We start from the raw sequence: 18,306 nt of genomic DNA, 5'->3' as shown, positions 1-18,306 counted from the left end.
ACTGGCTGAAACAAGAATTTATTTGTAAAAAGACGGCGCGCTTTATACCATATAAAACGCGTCGACTCAATGATACGTATAAAATTTATACCACAAAACTGTAAACTGAAATGGGAGCTTGAATGAGCGCAGTGATTAAAACCCCTGATGAAATTGAAAAAATGCGCGTTGCCGGACGTCTTGCCGCCGAAGTGTTGGAAATGATCGAGCCGTATGTCAAACCTGGGGTGACCACTGACGAACTCAACAGCATTTGTCACGACTATATTGTTAACGTGCAAAACGCCATCCCGGCACCGTTAAACTATCATGGCTTTCCGAAATCGATTTGTACTTCGGTAAACCAAGTGATTTGTCACGGTATTCCCAATGACAAACCACTCAAAGACGGTGACATCATCAATATCGATATTACCGTGATTAAAGATGGTTACCACGGCGATACCTCAAAAATGTTTTACGTTGGCACCCCTTCAATTCAAGGAAAGCGCCTAAGCGAAGTGACTCAAGAGAGCCTTTACCTTGCCATTCGTATGGTTAAACCTGGCGTGCGTTTAGGGGATATTGGTGCCGCGATTCAAAAATATGCTGAAGGCTTTAACTACTCAATCGTACGCGAATATTGTGGTCATGGTATTGGGGCTGAGTTCCACGAAGAACCACAAGTGATGCACTATGGCAAACCTGGTACTGGTGAATTGCTTAAAGCCGGTATGTGCTTGACCATTGAGCCTATGGTGAACGCCGGACAACGTCATTGTAAACTGTTGAAAGACAACTGGACTGTAGTGACGAAAGACCGTAGTCTATCTGCTCAATGGGAGCATACATTACTGGTTACTGACAATGGCGTGGAGATCCTTACACACCGTAAAGACGACACCATTGAGAGGATCATCGAACACTAGGAGCCAATCACTTGGCCTTGCCAAATAAATTAAAACAGTTGCTCGACGCTGCCGAGCAACTGCAAGACTACAAAGACTGTTCCGCCTACTTCTACAAGTGGCTGCAAAATGAATTCGCCAAGCAGCCGGTGCGTAATCTCATCAATGCCCGCGCTGAGTTTGTTGACCGTTTGCTCATCAAGCTCTACACCAGTTGTGGGCTGGCTAATCAACCTGATATGGCGTTAATTGCCATTGGCGGTTATGGTCGCGGTGAACTCCACCCCTACTCTGACATTGATTTTCTGTTATTAGTTAACGAACTGCCCAGCGATGCGATAAAAGAACAACTCGAACAATTTATCACTTTGCTTTGGGATCTCAATCTTGAAATCGGCCACAGCGTCCGCACCCCAGAAGAAGTGCTGGAGCAAAAAGAGCACGATGTACACTTCACCACCAGCTTGCTTGAAAGCCGGCTTATCTGTGGCAACCACGTCGCTTATGAGGCGTTAAAACGCCATATTCAAGAAAGCCCTTTGTGGCGCTCTGATGATTTCTTTATCGCCAAAGTCAACGAACAGCATTTACGTCACAAAAAATGCCACGGCACCGCTTACAACCTTGAACCTAATATCAAAGAAAACCCGGGTGGGCTGCGTGACATTCAAACTATTTTTTGGGTTGCGAAAAAGCACTTCCAAGCTGAAACATTAGAAGAGCTGATCAATCATGGTTATCTCACCCATGAAGAATCGCAAGAATTGCTGGAGTGTTTAGAAAACCTTTGGAATATTCGTTTTGCCCTACACTTAGCTGCGGGGCGCTCAGAAAACCGTTTGTTATTTGATTATCAACCACATGCGGCTGAATTACTTGGTTTTGGTGCCGAAGGTAAAGCCTCCGTTGAGCGCATGATGAAGCGCCTGTTCCGGATCATGAGTCGAGTGCGGGAAATGAACGAAATGCTGCTGGCTTATTTTGAGCAAAGTATTTTGCCTGAACAAGCTGAGCTGCCGGTTATTCCGCTCGACCGTAATTTTGAACGAGTTGGTCATAAAATTCGGGTTAAAGACCCTTCAGTGTTCTTCCGTCGTGAACAACTCTTTACCTTGTTCGAGCATATCGCTGATAATCCAGATATTACCCATATCGAACCCAACACCATTCGTACCATGCGACAAGTAAGGCGGCGTTTGCTCGGCGACTTGCAAGACTATGCCGCGTGTCGTGATGCGTTTTTACGCTTATTGAAACACCCCAATGGTATGGGTCGCGCGTTTACCTTAATGCACAAACACGGCATCATCGCCGCATATTTACCGCAGTGGCGCAACATTTTCGGGCAAATGCAGTTTGATTTGTTCCACGCTTATACCGTGGACGAGCACACTCATAAACTGGTCAATAATATCTACCATTATTTTGAGCGCAGCCGCATGGCGGAATTTCCGCTATGTACGGAAATTGTCACCCGCATGGATAAGCCTGAGCTGCTGTACCTAGCGGCAATTTTCCACGATATCGCCAAAGGCCGGGGCGGCGACCACTCTGAGCTCGGCGCAGTTGACGCGCAAGCATTTTGTAAAATGCACGGTTTTACCAATTCAGACTCGCGTTTAGTGGCGTGGCTGGTCGAAAATCATTTGCTGATGTCAGTCACTGCACAGCGTAAAGACATTAACGACCCAGATGTCATAAGCGAGTTTGCCTCGCGAATCAAAAACGAGCGCCAGCTCGATTACCTCTATTGCTTGACAGTTGCCGATATTCGCGCCACCAACGACAATCTTTGGAATGATTGGAAAAACACCTTGCTACGCGAGCTGTATCTACACACGCAGCGGGCTTTGCGTCTGGGCCTTGAAAATCCTATGGACATGCGCGACCAAATTCGCGACAAAAAGCAACAAGCGAAGCAAAGGCTGGTGTTAGATGGCTTCCGCGATGACTTAATTGATTTGATCTGGAGCCGCTTTAAAGCCAATTACTTTACCGCCTTTAGTGAAGAACAGATCTCTTGGCATACTGAGCATATGCTGCAATCTAAAGACTTGAGCCAACCGAGTGTGACCGTGTCGGAACGACCGCTGCACGGTGGCACTCAGGTATTTGTTTACAGCCCTTATGAATCCAGCTTATTTGTTAAACTGGTGAGTGTCATTGGCTCGAAAAAAGCACAAATTCAACACGCGCAAGTGATGACCACCAAAGACGGTTATGTGGTATTTAACTTCGTTATTTTGGAAGTTAACGGCGATGCTATTGCTTCTAGCCGTGCTCATTCAATTCACCGCGGCATTGAGCAAGTGCTGCGCGATCCGACTAAGAACGTACGGATTAAGAAAAATCGCTCACGACGGTTTAAAGATTTCAACATCAAACCGCAAGTGGTGGTGCGCCCCCACGCCCGTGAAGACCGTAATCTGATTGAGATCCAAGCCATCGATATTCAGGGCCTGCTCACTAAGATTGCGGAAGTATTTGAAGAACAAGAACTTCATATTCATGCTGCACGAATCACTACAGTCGGTGAACGCGCAGAAGACTTCTTCGTGGTGTCGAATAAAGCTTATCTGGCATTATCAGACGATGAGCAAGTAAAAGTACACCGCGCACTTTTAAAGAAATTACATGCAGAATCCGCATAAGAGGAAGCTATGGCAGATTTAAAAACCATTATCGAGCAGGCATGGGAAGACCGCGCCAGCATTACACCAGCAACCGTAAGCAAAGAAGTGTTTGCCGCTATTACCCAAGCCTTGTCTTTGCTTGACTCAGGCGCAGCACGGGTTGCAGAAAAAATCAGTGGTGAGTGGGTTGTTCATCAATGGTTGAAAAAGGCAGTATTGCTGTCGTTTCGTATTCGTGACAACCAAGCACTGAATGATGGCGTTACCCAATATTATGATAAAGTGCCGCTTAAATTCAGCGACTATACGCCTGAGCAGTTTAAACAAGAAGGCATGCGTGTAGTGCCTAACGCAGTAGCGCGCCAAGGTAGCTTTATTGGCAAAAACGTGGTGCTAATGCCGTCTTATGTCAATATCGGTGCTTACGTCGATGAAGGCACTATGGTGGATACCTGGGCAACCGTGGGTTCTTGTGCGCAAATTGGTAAAAACGTTCACCTTTCTGGTGGTGTTGGTATCGGCGGGGTATTAGAGCCATTACAAGCCAATCCAACCATTATTGAAGACAACTGCTTTATCGGCGCGCGCTCTGAAATTGTTGAGGGTGTTATCGTTGAAGAAGGCGCAGTGATCTCCATGGGTGTGTATATTTCACAAAGCACGCGTATTTATGACCGCGAAACGGGCGAAATTCACTATGGCCGAGTGCCAGCAGGCGCGGTCGTGGTGCCAGGCTCACTACCAAGTAAAGACGGTACGCATAATCTTTATGCCGCTATCATAGTGAAAAAAGTCGACAAACAAACTCGCGAAAAAGTGGGTATTAATGCCCTACTGCGTTCTGTAGAGTAAGCTCTGTTATTAGCCCTGAAACTAAAACAGCACCCTTAGGTGCTGTTTTTGCAGGATAAAAAGCTTAAATCGCTTCTTCGTCTTCTTCACCTGTACGGATACGAATAACGCGTTCAACATCAGTGACGAAAATCTTACCATCGCCGATTTTACCGGTTTGTGCTGTTTTCACTATCACTTCAATAGCGCGTTCAACGTCTTCGTCTGCAAGTACGATGTCGAGTTTTACCTTTGGTAAAAAATCAACCATGTACTCAGCACCGCGATACAATTCAGTGTGGCCTTTTTGACGCCCAAAGCCTTTCACTTCACACACTGTCATACCGGTAATACCAATATCAGACAAGGCTTCGCGCACGTCATCTAACTTGAAGGGTTTGATAATTGCTTCTATTTTTTTCATGGTAAACGTATTGGTTTCCTTTGGTTGCGTCGATTTTAGTCAATCTGCTAGCGCTTCGCAAACAAACTCATTGAATACTTACCAAAAAAAGCGCCATAATGAAACAATCGCAATAACTCGGATTTAAGTATGAAATATCGCGAGCGAGCTTTTACGTTGCTTGAAGTCATGATCACCATTGCTATTTTGGCAATCATCGCTATGTTTGCGTTAAGCAGTAATAAAAACCTCAGTGAATCAAACCGTGCCGAAAGCTTTTTACAGGAACTGAAGCGTAACTTTATGTTTGCTCGTGCAAAAGCGACAACCGCCGATGATTTTGTGGTGATTTGTGCAGCTCCAGAGGCTGCAATCGCCGCAAGAACCAGTTTTACCTGTGCTAACGACTGGGTCGCCAACCAAGTTGTGGTGTTTGTGGATATTAATGGTGACTTGAGCTTTGATGCTGCAACCGACACGATTTATCGTGTTATGGAAAAATTACCGAATCAGGATAAGCTCGCCCTCTCTCCTAACTCAAGTGGCTTTCGTTTTGACACCAGTGGCCTACTCAATAACGCACAGGCAACTGCTTTCGTTTATTGTCCAAACACAGACAATAGCAACAACCGTGAACTAAATTTAACTTTAGGTGGCACAGTTCTCTACCGCGGGTCTACCACCGCAACCTGTGGTTGATATTTTTTCATAGCCTTTGCAATTGTCCCACTAACAGCTAAATTTCAAAACAACAACTAGCTTCAATGGATGAAGATTATGCTCAGCAAAGGAATGCAGTGGGGTTTTACACTATTTGAATTATTAGTCTCTGTAAGTATTTGTGCCATTTTATTGATGCTCGCTATTCCCAGTAGCCGTGACTTTTTGGTGCAATACAAAATGGAGCTAACTATCTCTGAATACAAACGTTTGACCGCGTTAGCGCGACTCTATGCCGTCAATCATACGGCCGTTGTGACATTATGCCCTCTCATTGAAAATACCTGTAGCCATGCCGATTGGGGTGGGCCAGCTAGCGTGTTCGTTGATTTTGACAGCAATGGTCAACTGGATCCTGAAGATGTCACCCTTCACCATGTCAGCCAAATAGACACTGCGATTAGGCTGAGTTATCCACGCAGCGCCATTTCATTTCGGCCCGATGGCAGTGTGATGGCTTTACACAATGGCACCTTTCGTAGCTGTGCTAAATTGAGTGATGGCCGCGCAATAGGACGCGCTCTAGCAATTAACTTTAGCGGGAAAGGCAGTCTCAAAGATGCCAGTGACTGCGAAGATTATTTACCTGAGTAAAGCAATTTAGCGTATCAAACGTAAAACTCGCCGAATAAAGTGAGCAATGCGTGAAGCAAGCCTTAAAGTTCTCTAAGACCGAGCCGCAGACGCATGCTAAGGAAGTAAAAAGAGTAAAAACAAAAGGGACAGCAGCGCTGCAGCATACTATCCCTTTCTTACTGGTATGATAATGACACAGCATCTGTTACAGGGTCGCACACGCCAGTTTTAACGCTCCCAACAGTCGTTTTTACTACCTGTGCCAGTTGAGTTTTTCGCACCAGTCTCATCTATGGTCAGGGTAGTGCACACAGTATCCCCTTTAACCGGACCTGCGGCTGCAGTTGCGGTGAGGATAAAACCACCTGTGTACAATTTTGCCGCCAGCGTAAAATAGCCATTTTCAGTGGCAGTAGGCACCCCTAACGCGGCTAAATCTGCGGTATAAACTCGGTTATCAACAAAGTACTGCTCTTGTTTGTTCGCCGCATCAAGCAGTACCGCCATCGCTTCAGCTCTCGCGCCGCGTTTCACATAATTGGTATAGGAGGGATACGCAACAGAGGCCAAGATCCCAACAATTGCAATGGTTATCATCAGCTCTATCAAGGTAAAGCCACGTGAATGGATATTATTTTTTCTCATCATGCTGTTCTTTCTTGTAAATATAAGATTGAATGGTTCTTAGTCCAAAGCCGATTGGCACAGCGTCATCCAAAAGCTTAACTTTACCATTTTCAAATACGGGTTCAGGTGAATCTAACAATTTTTTACTCGCCCACGGAGTGCCTGCTTGAGGCCCTGCTTGTGACGCATCTGAGTTAGGCCCTTTTTTAATCGCCGGGCCAACCATACGTATGGTGTTAGTACAACGGTTATCGTCTGTTGCCCCCTCACAGCCAAAATACAGTTTTGGAGTATCCGGAACTTCGTAACTGGTTTCATACTTAAGTTGTTCATAGACCTGAGTCCCATAATGCAAATGGAACGCATAGAGCTGACCTTTACCACCAGTCAAACTGCACTGGTTAGAGGATAATTCGGCTGGCGTAAAGGTCGTAAAGTAGGCTATTCCACCTGCAACTGTGGCACTTGCCAACGACTTCTCACCCACACCTAATTGATATTTCCAGCCCTTAAACTTAGCAAGCTCCACTTCTACATCGACAAACTTATCATAGTCTGTTAGTACTTGCTTAAATGGGTCGCCATTCATCGACATTAAATCACTCAGCACAATCGGCTTTGGCGTTTTACTACTAGTGAACGACTGCGTGACTGTATTTTCATCTCGTAACACAAACAGGTATTCTGTAGTCCCTGTGCCTGTTGGTTTAGAGCGGTTACCAGTGCCAATAACGATGGCCTCATAGGGTGTGTCACGACGCGTTTTGACCGATGTATTGCCTGATACTGATTCTTTAACCTTACTAAAAACGGTTCTTGCTGCTAACGGGCGATAGAAAAAACGACGGTCTTGACTGGTAATGTCACCGGCCAGATCCGCAAGCTGGAAATGTGTCCAAGGCGCGCTACTACTGTTAGGAGTGGCGCTAGGCAAATCAAATCGCCAGATCCCTCCCCCAGTATCAGATGCATAAATTCTGTCGGTATAGCCGTCGTAATCCGAGTCCATAATGAACACATCCGCTGGCATACTGTGGTTACCTTTAAAACCGTTTGACTTGACAGAAGACCATACCAAACGGCCTGTTAAGGCATTTACAATATAAATCCCACGCCCTTTCGAGTCGGCTGATTTAGTGACATTATCTTTGTTGGTATCGTAACCTGCGGCAAAAATAGCGACCGGTGTTTTCCCCGAATACAAAATATTCGTTACTAATGGCCGAGACCAAGTTTGCCCTAACTCAGTAAAGTCTCCGCGCCCCCCTTCAATGGTCCACTTTAATGAGGGCGCATCAGGGTTAGTGATATCAATTGCATAATAACTGTTACCACCACGGCGCATACCGGCAATCAAAATCACTGTGTCGCCAGATTCAACGATGCCGTTTTTGTTTTTATCGTCAAAATATACGGTAAGCGGTCCATCCATACCATATACTTTCACATCCGCAGTTTTGTTCATTTGCGGCTTAATATTGCTCAATAGTTCCCCTGGAATAAAAGCCCAGCTTTCTTCTACTGTGTCACCTTTATCTTTAAACATGTGAAGAAACCCGGCATTGGTGCCCACTATCACCCGAATGTCGTCATTCCCATAATCCATAGTGACAGGCTTTGAATGGAGCGGATCGCCAAATATGTCTTTTCGACGGTCATAAGTTGAACCATTGTCATTTTCATCGAACACATCGAAACCATATGCCCAATTCATGGCATAGATCACCTGTGACTTATCTAAAGCAAAGGCGGTGGCTAAACTGCTCTGTGAACCGTAACTACTCAATGCAGTGGAGTAATTAAATGCCTTTAAACTTGAGCCATTGTAATTAGAATAGAGGGTCCGCTGAGATTGTTTATATAGTACGTCCGCTACCCCGCCACTTTTAACTTGGTTACCGTCTCTGGCATTCACGCCTGACCAATAGGTGCTGGCAGAAGAATCGATAAGCCCGTTTTCGTCCAACGCGGGCTTATTTGCCATATCAACGATTTGCGCATTTTTTACTTTAAGTTTCTTGAGATTGCCTTGCCACCTTGCGTGGGTTTCGGGGTAAAACATTGTAAAATAAAGCGAATCTTTGCTTTGGGTTTGATCTGTACTACTCACCGCTACGGAAGGTGACGAAAAACTACCACTGATAGCTCGTATCGAATTGATCTGCTCATCTAAGGCCTCACGTAACTTCTGGGCATTATCAGCCTTCAAGTATTGACCCCCGCCATCTGCTGCCGTTTTCTCTAACAGTAGTTCACCATCTGCCGACATACCATTCCCAAACCCTATGGTGTAGACTCGTGCGAAATCTCGTACATTGCGAGTTGCTGGATACAAATCCGGCTGGTTCGTTTTACTGCCATACAGAACAGTGGCTAACGAACTCAGATAACTGCCCGAAGTTCTACGCGGGTAACCATTAAAAAATTCATAATACTTGTAAAAGATATTAGATTCTTGCTCAGTGTCGCTACTGGGGTCACCATCTGTCATATAAATAATGTTGACCGAGTTGTCGCAGCGGTCTAAGGCTGTAAATGGGGAAAGATATACCCCTCGACTCTCAACGTTAAGATCCCTATCTTTGAATTTAAATTTGTTGGCATAATAAGTTGAGCTGCCACTTAAATATAAATAAGCTTCCCATAGCGCTTCACTTAATGGCGTCGCACCGTTTGCCTCTAGCCGACTGATTTTTGTGCGCACTGTGCTTTGATCTGAGCCAATACCCGCCATCACGTAACCGCCATCGTCGTCATATAAACGCATCAAGCCGAAGTCAATATCGGGGTTTTTTACCACTAGATCGTCAATCGCCTTTTTCGCCGCTTCTAAACGACTATCGGGACAAACAACCCAACGCCCGGTATTATAGTTATATCCACAGTTGTACCCCGTTTCACTGGAAAACGCCATACTGCCCGAGGTATCAAATATAATCAGGACACGAAACTTTTCCTGTGTATTAACCCGATGCTTCACATATAACTCAATGTCTTCCGCATTTGCCTGCAACACAAAACCACTTAGTAGTAATGACCATAAACGTATATACTTCATTTAATTGGCCTCTCTAGGGTCTAAAATTTCTTGAGAAACGCCCGTCACTATGGTGACTTTGTGACGGCTTTTACTACCATATTCAATGGTGGTTTCTAACTGGGTGAAATTACATACCACCCCTTCGGTATAACCGTATTGACGCGGGCAACGTAAATCTAACGGGCCATTATTAAGGCTAGTTAACACATTCTGTGAGCCATTTTGCCCAGCAAATGAAACGCCTTGCGGAATTTGCTCTTTTTTACGTAAAAATAAGCTCGCCTGACCTTGCGCTGCTTGTTCAGCAATCACCCTTTGCACTTCACCTATTAGCAGCAAATCTGCCGCTTCACGTTCTTGCGCTGCATTGGTGATCTTCAAATCAATACTACTGCTACTCATCAAAGTCACTGCCACCGCAGTAACAGCCACCAGCATGACCATAGCAACCACTAACACCACGCCTCGTTGTTTGCTCATCATAAGCGCCATTGATTTGCTCCCATATTGTTTAACCGTATCGTGGTCGAGAACACTGTACGTCGATAACTGTCTTTAAAGGTCAAAGTACGTTTTTGCGGATCATGACCTAGTGAATAAGTCTGATTAGTCAGGCTAAGACCAGCATCGGGTTCTAATGCGCGAACAAGTATAAACAGTTGCACTGTCAAAATTGCGTCTTCATTTTCCCAATCCGTTGCTTGCATACTTGAAAGTGGTCGATACAAGTTAACTCGACCATCTGCGGTTGTATCTAAGCCAAATAACAAACGTATATCTTCAACGCCCTCCATAACTGGCTCGTCAATCATGCCTCCACTTACGGTTAAGCGTCTGCGGTACAGCACTGGCACAGAGACATTTTGGTCATTCAAGACATAGTTAATCTCTTTGATGTAGTATACGTGGTGGCTATATGGCCAAAGCGTAGCATTGACATTTAAGGCCATTGTTCTTGCTGTGTTACCTGGCACGAATTGTCCTTTTTCTTGCTCTGCGACAAAATAATAACGATTGGTATTGGCTGTTGCTTGAGCTAAAACTTGAAACCCTTCAAGAAACTTGAGCTGCAACACCTCGGTGTTGGCTTTTGCGTTTGTAATGCAGCCTAAAGCTCTACCAGATGTAATGGTGCTACCATAAATTGCTCTAAAGTTGGCAGGATCAGCGTTAGGAAAAGAACCGTTATTAAAACCATCAGTACAATCATTGCCTGGGTTTGCAGGAGAGCTAAGGTTAGTTTCGGTAAAGCCAGCATCATAAAACGTGCCCCAAAAACCTATTTGCTCGATATCGCGCTGCAGTATAGATAACACTAACCGCCCGGATTCCTGTAACTCGCCAATTGTTAACGTATCGCGAGTGGTGGTTTTCATACTAAGGTACGTCAGCATAACACCGCCAAGGATTAAGCCTCCCACAAACAGCGAGATCATTAATTCAAGTAAAGTAAACCCTCTTACTGACCGCATTTTAGTTCCTCGCTAACAGGTAACTCTTTACGCTCACCGCACGCAGCTTCTCTGAGCCTGTACCACATTTGAGATTTTTGACTGCATCCGTATGGTTCAATTCTTGACGCCCTTCCCAAGTCACAATAACTTCTATATTAAAACCATTGCCTTTAGTGCCCGCCACTGCTGTTGGGATAATACACACTATGGTATTGTCCAAAGAGCCGGTATTTTCTCTGGCACGAATCGCCAGCTTCCACTGTTCAATGTCCATTGCCGCTACTGCGCCGCGGGAACAAGAGGTTGAAAAACACGTATTCACTTGCGATTTTGCTGTGTTACTGGTGAAAGCGACCCTATAGAGGTTGATTAGGTTGTTATAATCGTTCACTCGGATGCGCTGCACTATGTCATTAGCCAGTGCAATAGCTGCCGCACGCTGCATCGAATCAAAACTCGCCTGCTTGGCTTTGGCTTGTAATGCAACCGCGCCGAGTAATCCAAAACTCAGCACAAAAAATGCTACTAGCACTTCGACTAATGTGAATCCTCGTTGGCATGGTTGGATCATAGTGTTTCCTTAGTTCTTGCCCACGTTAACTTTAAACCATCACAAACACGAAACAAGTGATCTCTGACTAACGGTCAATTGGCGTGACAAACGGCACTTATTTGGCCTTAAGTTGTGAATAAGCTCGTCGACTCACGGGGAAAAGCGGGGTGATACCACGCACTTTAATGTTGTGCTGGCCGTCCTTACTTTGTACAAATTCAATAGCATGTTGTGCCACTAAGGTTTGTCTGTGTACTTGTATAAAATGATGTGGATAGTCTTGCAGTAAAGATTTTAGGCTGTTATCGACTAACATTTGGTTAGTTTGGGTATATATACGGGTGTATTTATCTTCCGCTTGCGCAACCAAGATGTCTGCCACCGCAACCCAAGTAAGTACGCCCCCTTGCTGCACTTTAATACTGGCTGACAGTTTGGCTTGCGTTTGCTGCTCTTTTGCACTCAATTGTAAGAGCACAGCAGCAAGCTTTTCTTCACTTAGCGGTTTGACCAAATAACCTGCAGCAAACACATCAAATGCGGCAAGAGCAAATTGTGGGTGCGCAGTCACAAATACAATATGTAGTGAAGGCAGCTTTGCCCGCAATTCAGTCGCGAGCTCAAGCCCGGAGTGCCCCGGCAAGTTGATATCGACAAACACCACTTGTGGATTAAGCGTCACACTGAGCTGCAAGGCTTGCTGAGCGTTACTCGCCTCACCGAGCTTATGCCAGTGCGGATGGTTTTGCAGCAGTCGCTGCAAGCGTGCTCTTGCTAGTGGCTCATCATCAACAATCAAATAGTTCATGTTTTTACCGGTAAAGTGATCACCACCTTAAACCGCTCGGCGGATTTTTCCGTTGCCAAACTGGCCTTATGATTAAAATACAGCTCTAGCCGGGCGCGAATATTGGTAAGCGCGATGCCGCTACCAACCAGTGTATTACTCATAGCCTGCCATGGATTTTCAACTGTAATGATAATCGCCCGCTTCGTTGTCGCCACATTAACCACTATGGCGCCACCCTCTGCTAGGGATTGCACACCATACTTCACTGCATTTTCTAATAGCGGCTGCAAGGTCATAGGAGGCAAGCGCACTTCTGGTATTTCTGCTGGTAACTGCCAAGTGACTTTTAAACGCTCGCCAAAGCGCCACTTCTCAATCGCAAGATAAGCCTCAGCAGTCACAATTTCAGCGCTCAGGCTCACCGCTTCTCGGGTATCTAATGCCGATTGCGCTAAATGCGCCAAATCCAATAGCATTTTTTCCGCCGCTTGGCTGTCGATTTGTGTGAGTTCCGCAGCCGCATTGAGACTGTTGTATAGAAAATGAGGATGGATCCGTGCTTGTAACGCCTGCAACTGTGCTTGGCTAAGGTGTGCGATTTTTGCCAGATTCTCAGCATAAATAGCCAGTACATTTAAAAAAATCACCAGCACCAGTACACAGAGAAAGACATTGTTAGCTGCAAATAGCCACATCTCATCTGACTCTAAACCTGCCGTATCAAACTGTGCAGCGAGTAAGCTCATCACTAGCGTAGTGGCTATAAATGCCACGGCTATTGCACTACATTGTTTTAAAATAGATAACCGTACCAGTTGATGTTGTGCAAAGTACAGCACACACAGGGCGATAAGGCTGATAAACTGTACAAACAGCGAAGTCAGGCCAAGATTTACCCATACATCTATTTGCTTGGTAGGGCTAAATGTCAGCAGGAAGCTTAGGATTTGACCAAGCACGAGCGTTGCGAGTACCCCTCGGGCACTGAATAAGGCGGGCAAGAATTGACGCTGCAGATGAGGTGACGACTGCATACTCTTGCCCTCCGAGGATTAACGTAGTTCGAGCGGGACCGCAAACACTACGTTTTCTTTTTCACCTGGGTTTTCAACCACAGTTTGACCACCCAGTTCTTTGAGTCGTGCGATTACTTGTTGCACCAAAATTTCTGGTGCAGACGCACCAGCTGTCACACCCACGCGTTTAACATCGTTAAACCAGTTAGCATCAACACAACTAGCATCATCAATCAAATGGGCTTGAGTACCCATTTTTTCGGCAAGTTCGCGCAGACGATTCGAATTCGAGCTGTTTTTTGCACCCACAACCAAAATCAATTCGACTTTACTGGCTAAATCCCGTACCGCATCCTGACGGTTTTGCGTGGCGTAACAGATATCATCTTTACGCGGACCGTGAATGTTTGGAAACTTTTCACGCAGTGCATCAATGACATCTGAAGTATCATCGACTGACAAAGTAGTCTGACTACAGTAAAACAAGTTGTCTGGATTTTTGACACTTAATCCCGCAACATCTTCTGGGGTTTCTACTAAGTAAATACCGCCATTTGGATTGTCATACTGACCCATAGTGCCTTCCACTTCTGGATGACCGTGGTGGCCGATAAGTACACACTCAGTACCTTTACGGCTAGCTCGTGTCACTTCCATATGCACTTTAGTGACCAGAGGGCAAGTGGCATCAAACACTTTCAACGCGCGGCGCTTGGCTTCGTTACGTACCGCTTGCGACACACCGTGTGCGCTGAAAATCACAATACTGTCGTCCGGAACTTGGTCGAGCTCCTCAACAAACACCGCACCACGTGAACGTAAGCCTTCGACCACGTACTTGTTGTGTACCACTTCGTGACGCACATAAATAGGTTTTTCAAAGATATCTAACGCACGTTCCACTATGCTGATTGCTCGGTCAACTCCAGCACAAAATCCACGCGGATTTGCCAGTAGGATTTCCATTAGTTACGCACCTCTAAAATATCGACTTCAAAAGTGATACGTTGTCCGGCCAGCGGATGGTTAAAATCGACCGTCACTGAATCCCCTGCGACATCGCGGATCACTCCAGGTAATTCAGTGCCGTCTGGCTGAGTAAAAGCAATGATGGCACCCACTTGTGGTGGCACGTCTACACTGAATTTACTACGCTCAACATAATAGATATTGTCAGGATTTGGCATGCCAAAAGCGTCTTGGGGTGCCAGCTCAAATGATTTACTGTCACCAGCAGCAAGTCCAAACAGACATTTTTCAAAGTTCTCAGTCAGACTACCATCGCCCATCACCAGTTTCGCTGGTTTATTGTGGACTTTGGTGGAGTCCGCCGCAGATCCATCAGCGAGTTTAATTGAAAAATGGAAGATCACTTGCGAATTCGCGCCGATCACTTGCTCACTCATGCCTGCTTACCTTCTTTTTTATCTGAACTGGTGAATGCATCAAAAATTAATAACCCAGCACCACCGACAATCGCCATATCCGCTACATTAAACGCAGGGTAATGCCAATTTTGGTAGTAAAAATGTAGAAAATCAATTACATAACCATGGATCAAGCGATCTAGCAAATTCCCAACGGCACCACCTAGCACCATTGCATAGGCTAAACATAACACCCACTGGTTGGCCGCTAGGCGCTTGAGCCAAAACGTCAGCAGCACACTAATTGCGATGGCAATAAAACTTAAGAAATAACGCTGCCAGCCACCCGCTTCGCTCAAAAAGCTAAATGCGGCGCCGTAGTTGTGCATATAGGTAAAATTAAACACCGGCAAAATCGCTATCGATTCACCCAGCTGCATATTGTTCATCACTACGTATTTAGTGAGCATGTCTACTGCTAATAGCAGTAGACTTAGCCATAGCCACACTAAACCACTCGGTGTTTTTTGGCTGTCGGTCACTCTTAGCTCCTACGCGAACTGACGCACTTCACCTGCGCCTTCTACGTTACTCACACAACGGCCACAAATGGTTTCGTGGCCAGCATGGCTACCAACGTCGTCACAATAGTGCCAACAACGCTCACACTTTTCTGCGGTAGTTGCCGCAACTGCGATAAACAAACCGTCGATTTCAGAACCAACTGCGTGTTCAGGTTTATGCTGTACCACTTCAACCGTCGCTTTCGAGGTAAGTAATACAAAGCGTAGCTCATCACCCAGAGACTGAAGAGCTTCGGCTAACTCACCACCGGTGTAAAGCGTCACTTCCGCTTGTAAAGTCGCACCAATTAGTTCTTCTTTACGTGCGTTTTCTAGCACACGGTTCACTTCATCGCGCACTTGTAGCACAGTTTGCCATACGTCATCACCGAGCTTACCTTCGCTCACATTAGCAAAACCGTCATACCAAGTTTGGGTGAAGACAAATGGGTCACGTTTGCCTGGTAATACTTCCCAAATCTCCTGTGCTGTAAAGCTCAGGATTGGCGCCATCCAACGTGTCATTGCTTCGGCGATGTGGAACAAGGCGGTTTGGCACGAACGGCGCGCATGGCTGTCGCTTTTCGCGGTGTATTGGCGGTCTTTAATCACGTCCAGATAGAACGAGCCAAGTTCACCAGTACAGAAGTTCATTAGCTTTTGTGTTACCACTAACATTTGGTAGTTGTCGTAGGCTTGGATAAGCTCTGCTTGTAACGCTGCTGCGCGTGCTAAAATCCAGCGGTCTAGCTCAACAAGTTCATCCACCGCAACTAAGTCAGTTTCCGGATTAAACCCATTCAAGTTTGAAAGTAAGTAACGGCCCGTGTTACGAATACGACGGTAACGGTCAGCTGCGCGGTTAAAAATCTCATCAGACACTGTCATTTCCGCAGTGTAATCTGTTGATGCTACCCATAAACGCAGAATGTCAGCACCGAGCTTGTTCATTACATCTTGTGGTGAAATAACGTTACCCAAAGATTTAGACATCTTGCGGCCGTTTTCATCTACCGTGAAACCGTGCGTCAACACTTGTTTGTAAGGGGCATGACCTTTAATCGCCACCCCAGTCATCATAGATGACATAAACCAACCACGGTGTTGATCTGAACCTTCAAGGTAAAGATCAGCAGGGCCAGTTAGATCTGGGCGCGCGTCCACCACGCAAGCATGGGTTACACCAGAGTCAAACCATACGTCCAAGGTGTCTAATACCTTGACGTATTGCTCTGCGTCCGCACCAATCAGCTCAGCGGCTTCTAAATCGTACCATGCTTGAATGCCACCTTTTTCAACGCGCTCCGCAACTGCTGCGATCAAAGCGTCTGTATTTGGGTGTAAGGCACCTGTGTCTTTATCAACAAATAACGCAATTGGCACACCCCAAGTACGCTGGCGTGAGATACACCAATCTGGACGGCCTTCAACCATGTTAGCGATACGGCTTTCGCCCCACTCAGGTAACCACTGAGTCTTCTTGATTTCAGACAATGAATCTTGACGCAAATTTGCCTGATCCATGCTCACAAACCATTGTGGCGTGGCACGGAAGATAATTGGCGTTTTGTGGCGCCAACAGTGTGGATAGCTGTGCTTAAGTGCTTTGTGGCGTAACAAAGCACCTTTTTCTTTCAGTAGCTCTATCACACTGTCATTGGCTTTAAATACATGTTGGCCAGCAAATACTGGCGTATCTGGTAGATACACGCCATTGGCACCCACTGGGTTTGCCACTTCTAAGCCGTAGGCTTGACCCGCTGTAAAGTCTTCTTGACCATGACCTGGTGCAGTATGCACGATACCCGTACCTGAATCAGTGGTAACGTGGTCGCCTAAAATCACAGGCACATCGAAGTCATAGAATGGGTGATTTACACGTAAATGTTCAAGCGCCGCGCCTTTAACGTAACCCAACACGTGGTATTGTTGGAAGCCATAGCGATCCATAGCTGCGTTGACTAGCTCTGCACCTAAAATCAAACGTTGTTGCTGACCTTCGTCATCTACTTGTACTAGCGCATACTCAAGACCGCCATGTACAGCAACTGCACGGTTAGCTGGTAAAGTCCAAGGTGTTGTAGTCCAAATTACTGTGCTGACTAAGCCTTGACCTTCATGGCCGGCAGCCATCGCAAACGCAGCAACCACAGCGGCTTGGTCAACAAAACTAAAACGCACGTCAATCGCTGGCGATTGCTTATCTTGGTATTCCACCTCAGCTTCAGCCAGAGCTGAGCCACAATCTGTACACCAATGTACTGGCTTAGCGCCTTTGTGTAGGTGACCATTTTTAATGATACGACCCAGCGCACGAATCGCATTGGCTTCAAAATCAAAGCTCATCGTAAGGTATGGATTGTTCCAATCACCCAATACACCTAGACGTTTAAAATCAGTTTTCTGACCTTCTACTTGCTTCGCTGCGTACTTACGACATTCTTCACGAAACTCCGCTGCAGAAACTTTCACACCTGGCTTGCCAACCTTTTTCTCAACCTGTAACTCAATTGGCAGACCGTGACAGTCCCAACCAGGTACATAAGGTGCGTCAAAGTCAGACAGCGTCTTAGACTTAACAATGATGTCTTTAAGAATTTTGTTTACTGCGTGGCCTAAGTGAATATCACCATTCGCATACGGTGGGCCATCGTGCAGAATAAATGGCGTTTTACCTTTTTTTGCGTTACGGATAGCGCCGTATAAGTCTTGCTCATACCAAGCTTGCAGCATCTTTGGTTCGCGCTGCGCCAAATTGCCACGCATTGGAAACTCAGTTTCCGGTAAATTTAAAGTATGTTTGTAGTCGCTCATTTATCCTACTTTCCGTATCGGCTACTAAGGTC

At 45.9% G+C, this 18,306-nt stretch carries 17 protein-coding genes; 5 read left to right on the top strand and 12 right to left on the bottom strand.

Translation table 11 applies throughout. The annotated features are described in order from the left end of the window. The first annotated feature begins 122 nt into the window (after nt 1–122). The 3 genes from map to dapD are packed head-to-tail and all read left to right on the top strand — an operon-like array spanning nt 123 to nt 4,372. Nucleotides 123–908 carry a type I methionyl aminopeptidase gene (map, locus tag ACFOEE_RS15440; RefSeq protein WP_377126202.1) on the top strand — a complete coding sequence of 262 codons (786 nt, stop codon included), beginning with the start codon at nt 123–125 and terminating at the stop codon, nt 906–908. An 11-nt stretch (nt 909–919) separates the two neighbouring features. Then, nucleotides 920–3,538 (top strand): [protein-PII] uridylyltransferase, encoded by a 2,619-nt coding sequence (gene glnD, locus ACFOEE_RS15435; protein ID WP_377126199.1) that lies wholly within the window; start codon nt 920–922, stop codon nt 3,536–3,538. Nucleotides 3,539–3,547: 9 nt separating this feature from the next. Continuing rightward, nucleotides 3,548–4,372 carry a 2,3,4,5-tetrahydropyridine-2,6-dicarboxylate N-succinyltransferase gene (gene dapD / locus ACFOEE_RS15430; RefSeq protein ID WP_377126196.1) on the top strand — a complete coding sequence of 275 codons (825 nt, stop codon included), beginning with the start codon at nt 3,548–3,550 and terminating at the stop codon, nt 4,370–4,372. Nucleotides 4,373–4,436: 64 nt separating this feature from the next. Here dapD and glnB read toward each other — a convergent pair whose 3' ends face one another. Further along, nucleotides 4,437–4,775 carry a nitrogen regulatory protein P-II gene (glnB, locus tag ACFOEE_RS15425; protein WP_377126193.1) on the bottom strand — a complete coding sequence of 113 codons (339 nt, stop codon included), beginning with the start codon at nt 4,773–4,775 and terminating at the stop codon, nt 4,437–4,439. A 129-nt stretch (nt 4,776–4,904) separates the two neighbouring features. On the opposite strand from glnB, the gene ACFOEE_RS15420 reads away from it, so the two are divergent. Beyond that, entirely contained in the window at nt 4,905–5,453 is a 549-nt protein-coding gene (locus tag ACFOEE_RS15420) for a GspH/FimT family pseudopilin (RefSeq protein WP_377126190.1), read from the top strand. A 78-nt stretch (nt 5,454–5,531) separates the two neighbouring features. Next, nucleotides 5,532–6,068: a GspH/FimT family pseudopilin gene (locus ACFOEE_RS15415; protein WP_377126187.1), complete on the top strand. Its 537-nt coding sequence runs from the start codon at nt 5,532–5,534 to the stop codon at nt 6,066–6,068. Between the two features lie 210 nt (nt 6,069–6,278). Here ACFOEE_RS15415 and ACFOEE_RS15410 read toward each other — a convergent pair whose 3' ends face one another. The 11 genes from ACFOEE_RS15410 to ileS form a co-directional block, all read right to left on the bottom strand. Further along, entirely contained in the window at nt 6,279–6,695 is a 417-nt protein-coding gene (locus ACFOEE_RS15410) for a type IV pilin protein (protein WP_377126674.1), read from the bottom strand. Beyond that, entirely contained in the window at nt 6,682–9,735 is a 3,054-nt protein-coding gene (locus ACFOEE_RS15405) for a PilC/PilY family type IV pilus protein (protein ID WP_377126184.1), read from the bottom strand. The genes ACFOEE_RS15410 and ACFOEE_RS15405 overlap by 14 nt, the downstream gene beginning before the upstream one ends. Beyond that, the gene (locus tag ACFOEE_RS15400) at nt 9,736–10,209 is read right to left on the bottom strand and encodes a pilus assembly protein PilX (protein ID WP_377126182.1); all 474 of its coding nucleotides are present in this window, start codon (nt 10,207–10,209) and stop codon (nt 9,736–9,738) included. Then, a complete protein-coding gene (locus tag ACFOEE_RS15395; protein WP_377126180.1) occupies nt 10,197–11,189 on the bottom strand; it encodes a PilW family protein in 993 nt (330 codons plus the stop codon). Before ACFOEE_RS15395 ends, ACFOEE_RS15400 begins: the two co-directional genes overlap by 13 nt. Nucleotide 11,190: 1 nt before the next feature. After that, nucleotides 11,191–11,742: a type IV pilus modification protein PilV gene (gene pilV / locus ACFOEE_RS15390; RefSeq protein WP_377126177.1), complete on the bottom strand. Its 552-nt coding sequence runs from the start codon at nt 11,740–11,742 to the stop codon at nt 11,191–11,193. A 97-nt stretch (nt 11,743–11,839) separates the two neighbouring features. Next, nucleotides 11,840–12,532, bottom strand: coding sequence for a LytR/AlgR family response regulator transcription factor (locus ACFOEE_RS15385; RefSeq protein WP_377126174.1), 693 nt, complete (start codon nt 12,530–12,532; stop codon nt 11,840–11,842). Next, nucleotides 12,529–13,548 (bottom strand): sensor histidine kinase, encoded by a 1,020-nt coding sequence (locus ACFOEE_RS15380; protein ID WP_377126171.1) that lies wholly within the window; start codon nt 13,546–13,548, stop codon nt 12,529–12,531. The genes ACFOEE_RS15385 and ACFOEE_RS15380 overlap by 4 nt, the downstream gene beginning before the upstream one ends. Before the next feature lie 18 nt (nt 13,549–13,566). Further along, nucleotides 13,567–14,496: a 4-hydroxy-3-methylbut-2-enyl diphosphate reductase gene (gene ispH / locus ACFOEE_RS15375; protein ID WP_377126168.1), complete on the bottom strand. Its 930-nt coding sequence runs from the start codon at nt 14,494–14,496 to the stop codon at nt 13,567–13,569. Further along, nucleotides 14,496–14,936, bottom strand: a complete 441-nt coding sequence (gene fkpB, locus ACFOEE_RS15370) for an FKBP-type peptidyl-prolyl cis-trans isomerase (RefSeq protein WP_377126165.1) — start codon at nt 14,934–14,936, stop codon at nt 14,496–14,498. The genes ispH and fkpB overlap by 1 nt, the downstream gene beginning before the upstream one ends. Beyond that, nucleotides 14,933–15,439, bottom strand: a complete 507-nt coding sequence (lspA, locus tag ACFOEE_RS15365) for a signal peptidase II (protein ID WP_377126162.1) — start codon at nt 15,437–15,439, stop codon at nt 14,933–14,935. The genes fkpB and lspA overlap by 4 nt, the downstream gene beginning before the upstream one ends. 9 nt (nt 15,440–15,448) lie before the next feature. Then, the gene (ileS, locus tag ACFOEE_RS15360) at nt 15,449–18,274 is read right to left on the bottom strand and encodes an isoleucine--tRNA ligase (RefSeq protein WP_377126159.1); all 2,826 of its coding nucleotides are present in this window, start codon (nt 18,272–18,274) and stop codon (nt 15,449–15,451) included. Between the last annotated feature and the right edge of the window lie 32 nt (nt 18,275–18,306).

The sequence above is a fragment of the Pseudoalteromonas fenneropenaei genome, assembly GCF_042643375.1.
Lineage (GTDB): Bacteria > Pseudomonadota > Gammaproteobacteria > Enterobacterales > Alteromonadaceae > Pseudoalteromonas > Pseudoalteromonas fenneropenaei.
The sequence above is the reverse complement of the archived record's forward strand: the minus strand, read 5'-3'. Positions and strand labels throughout refer to the sequence as shown.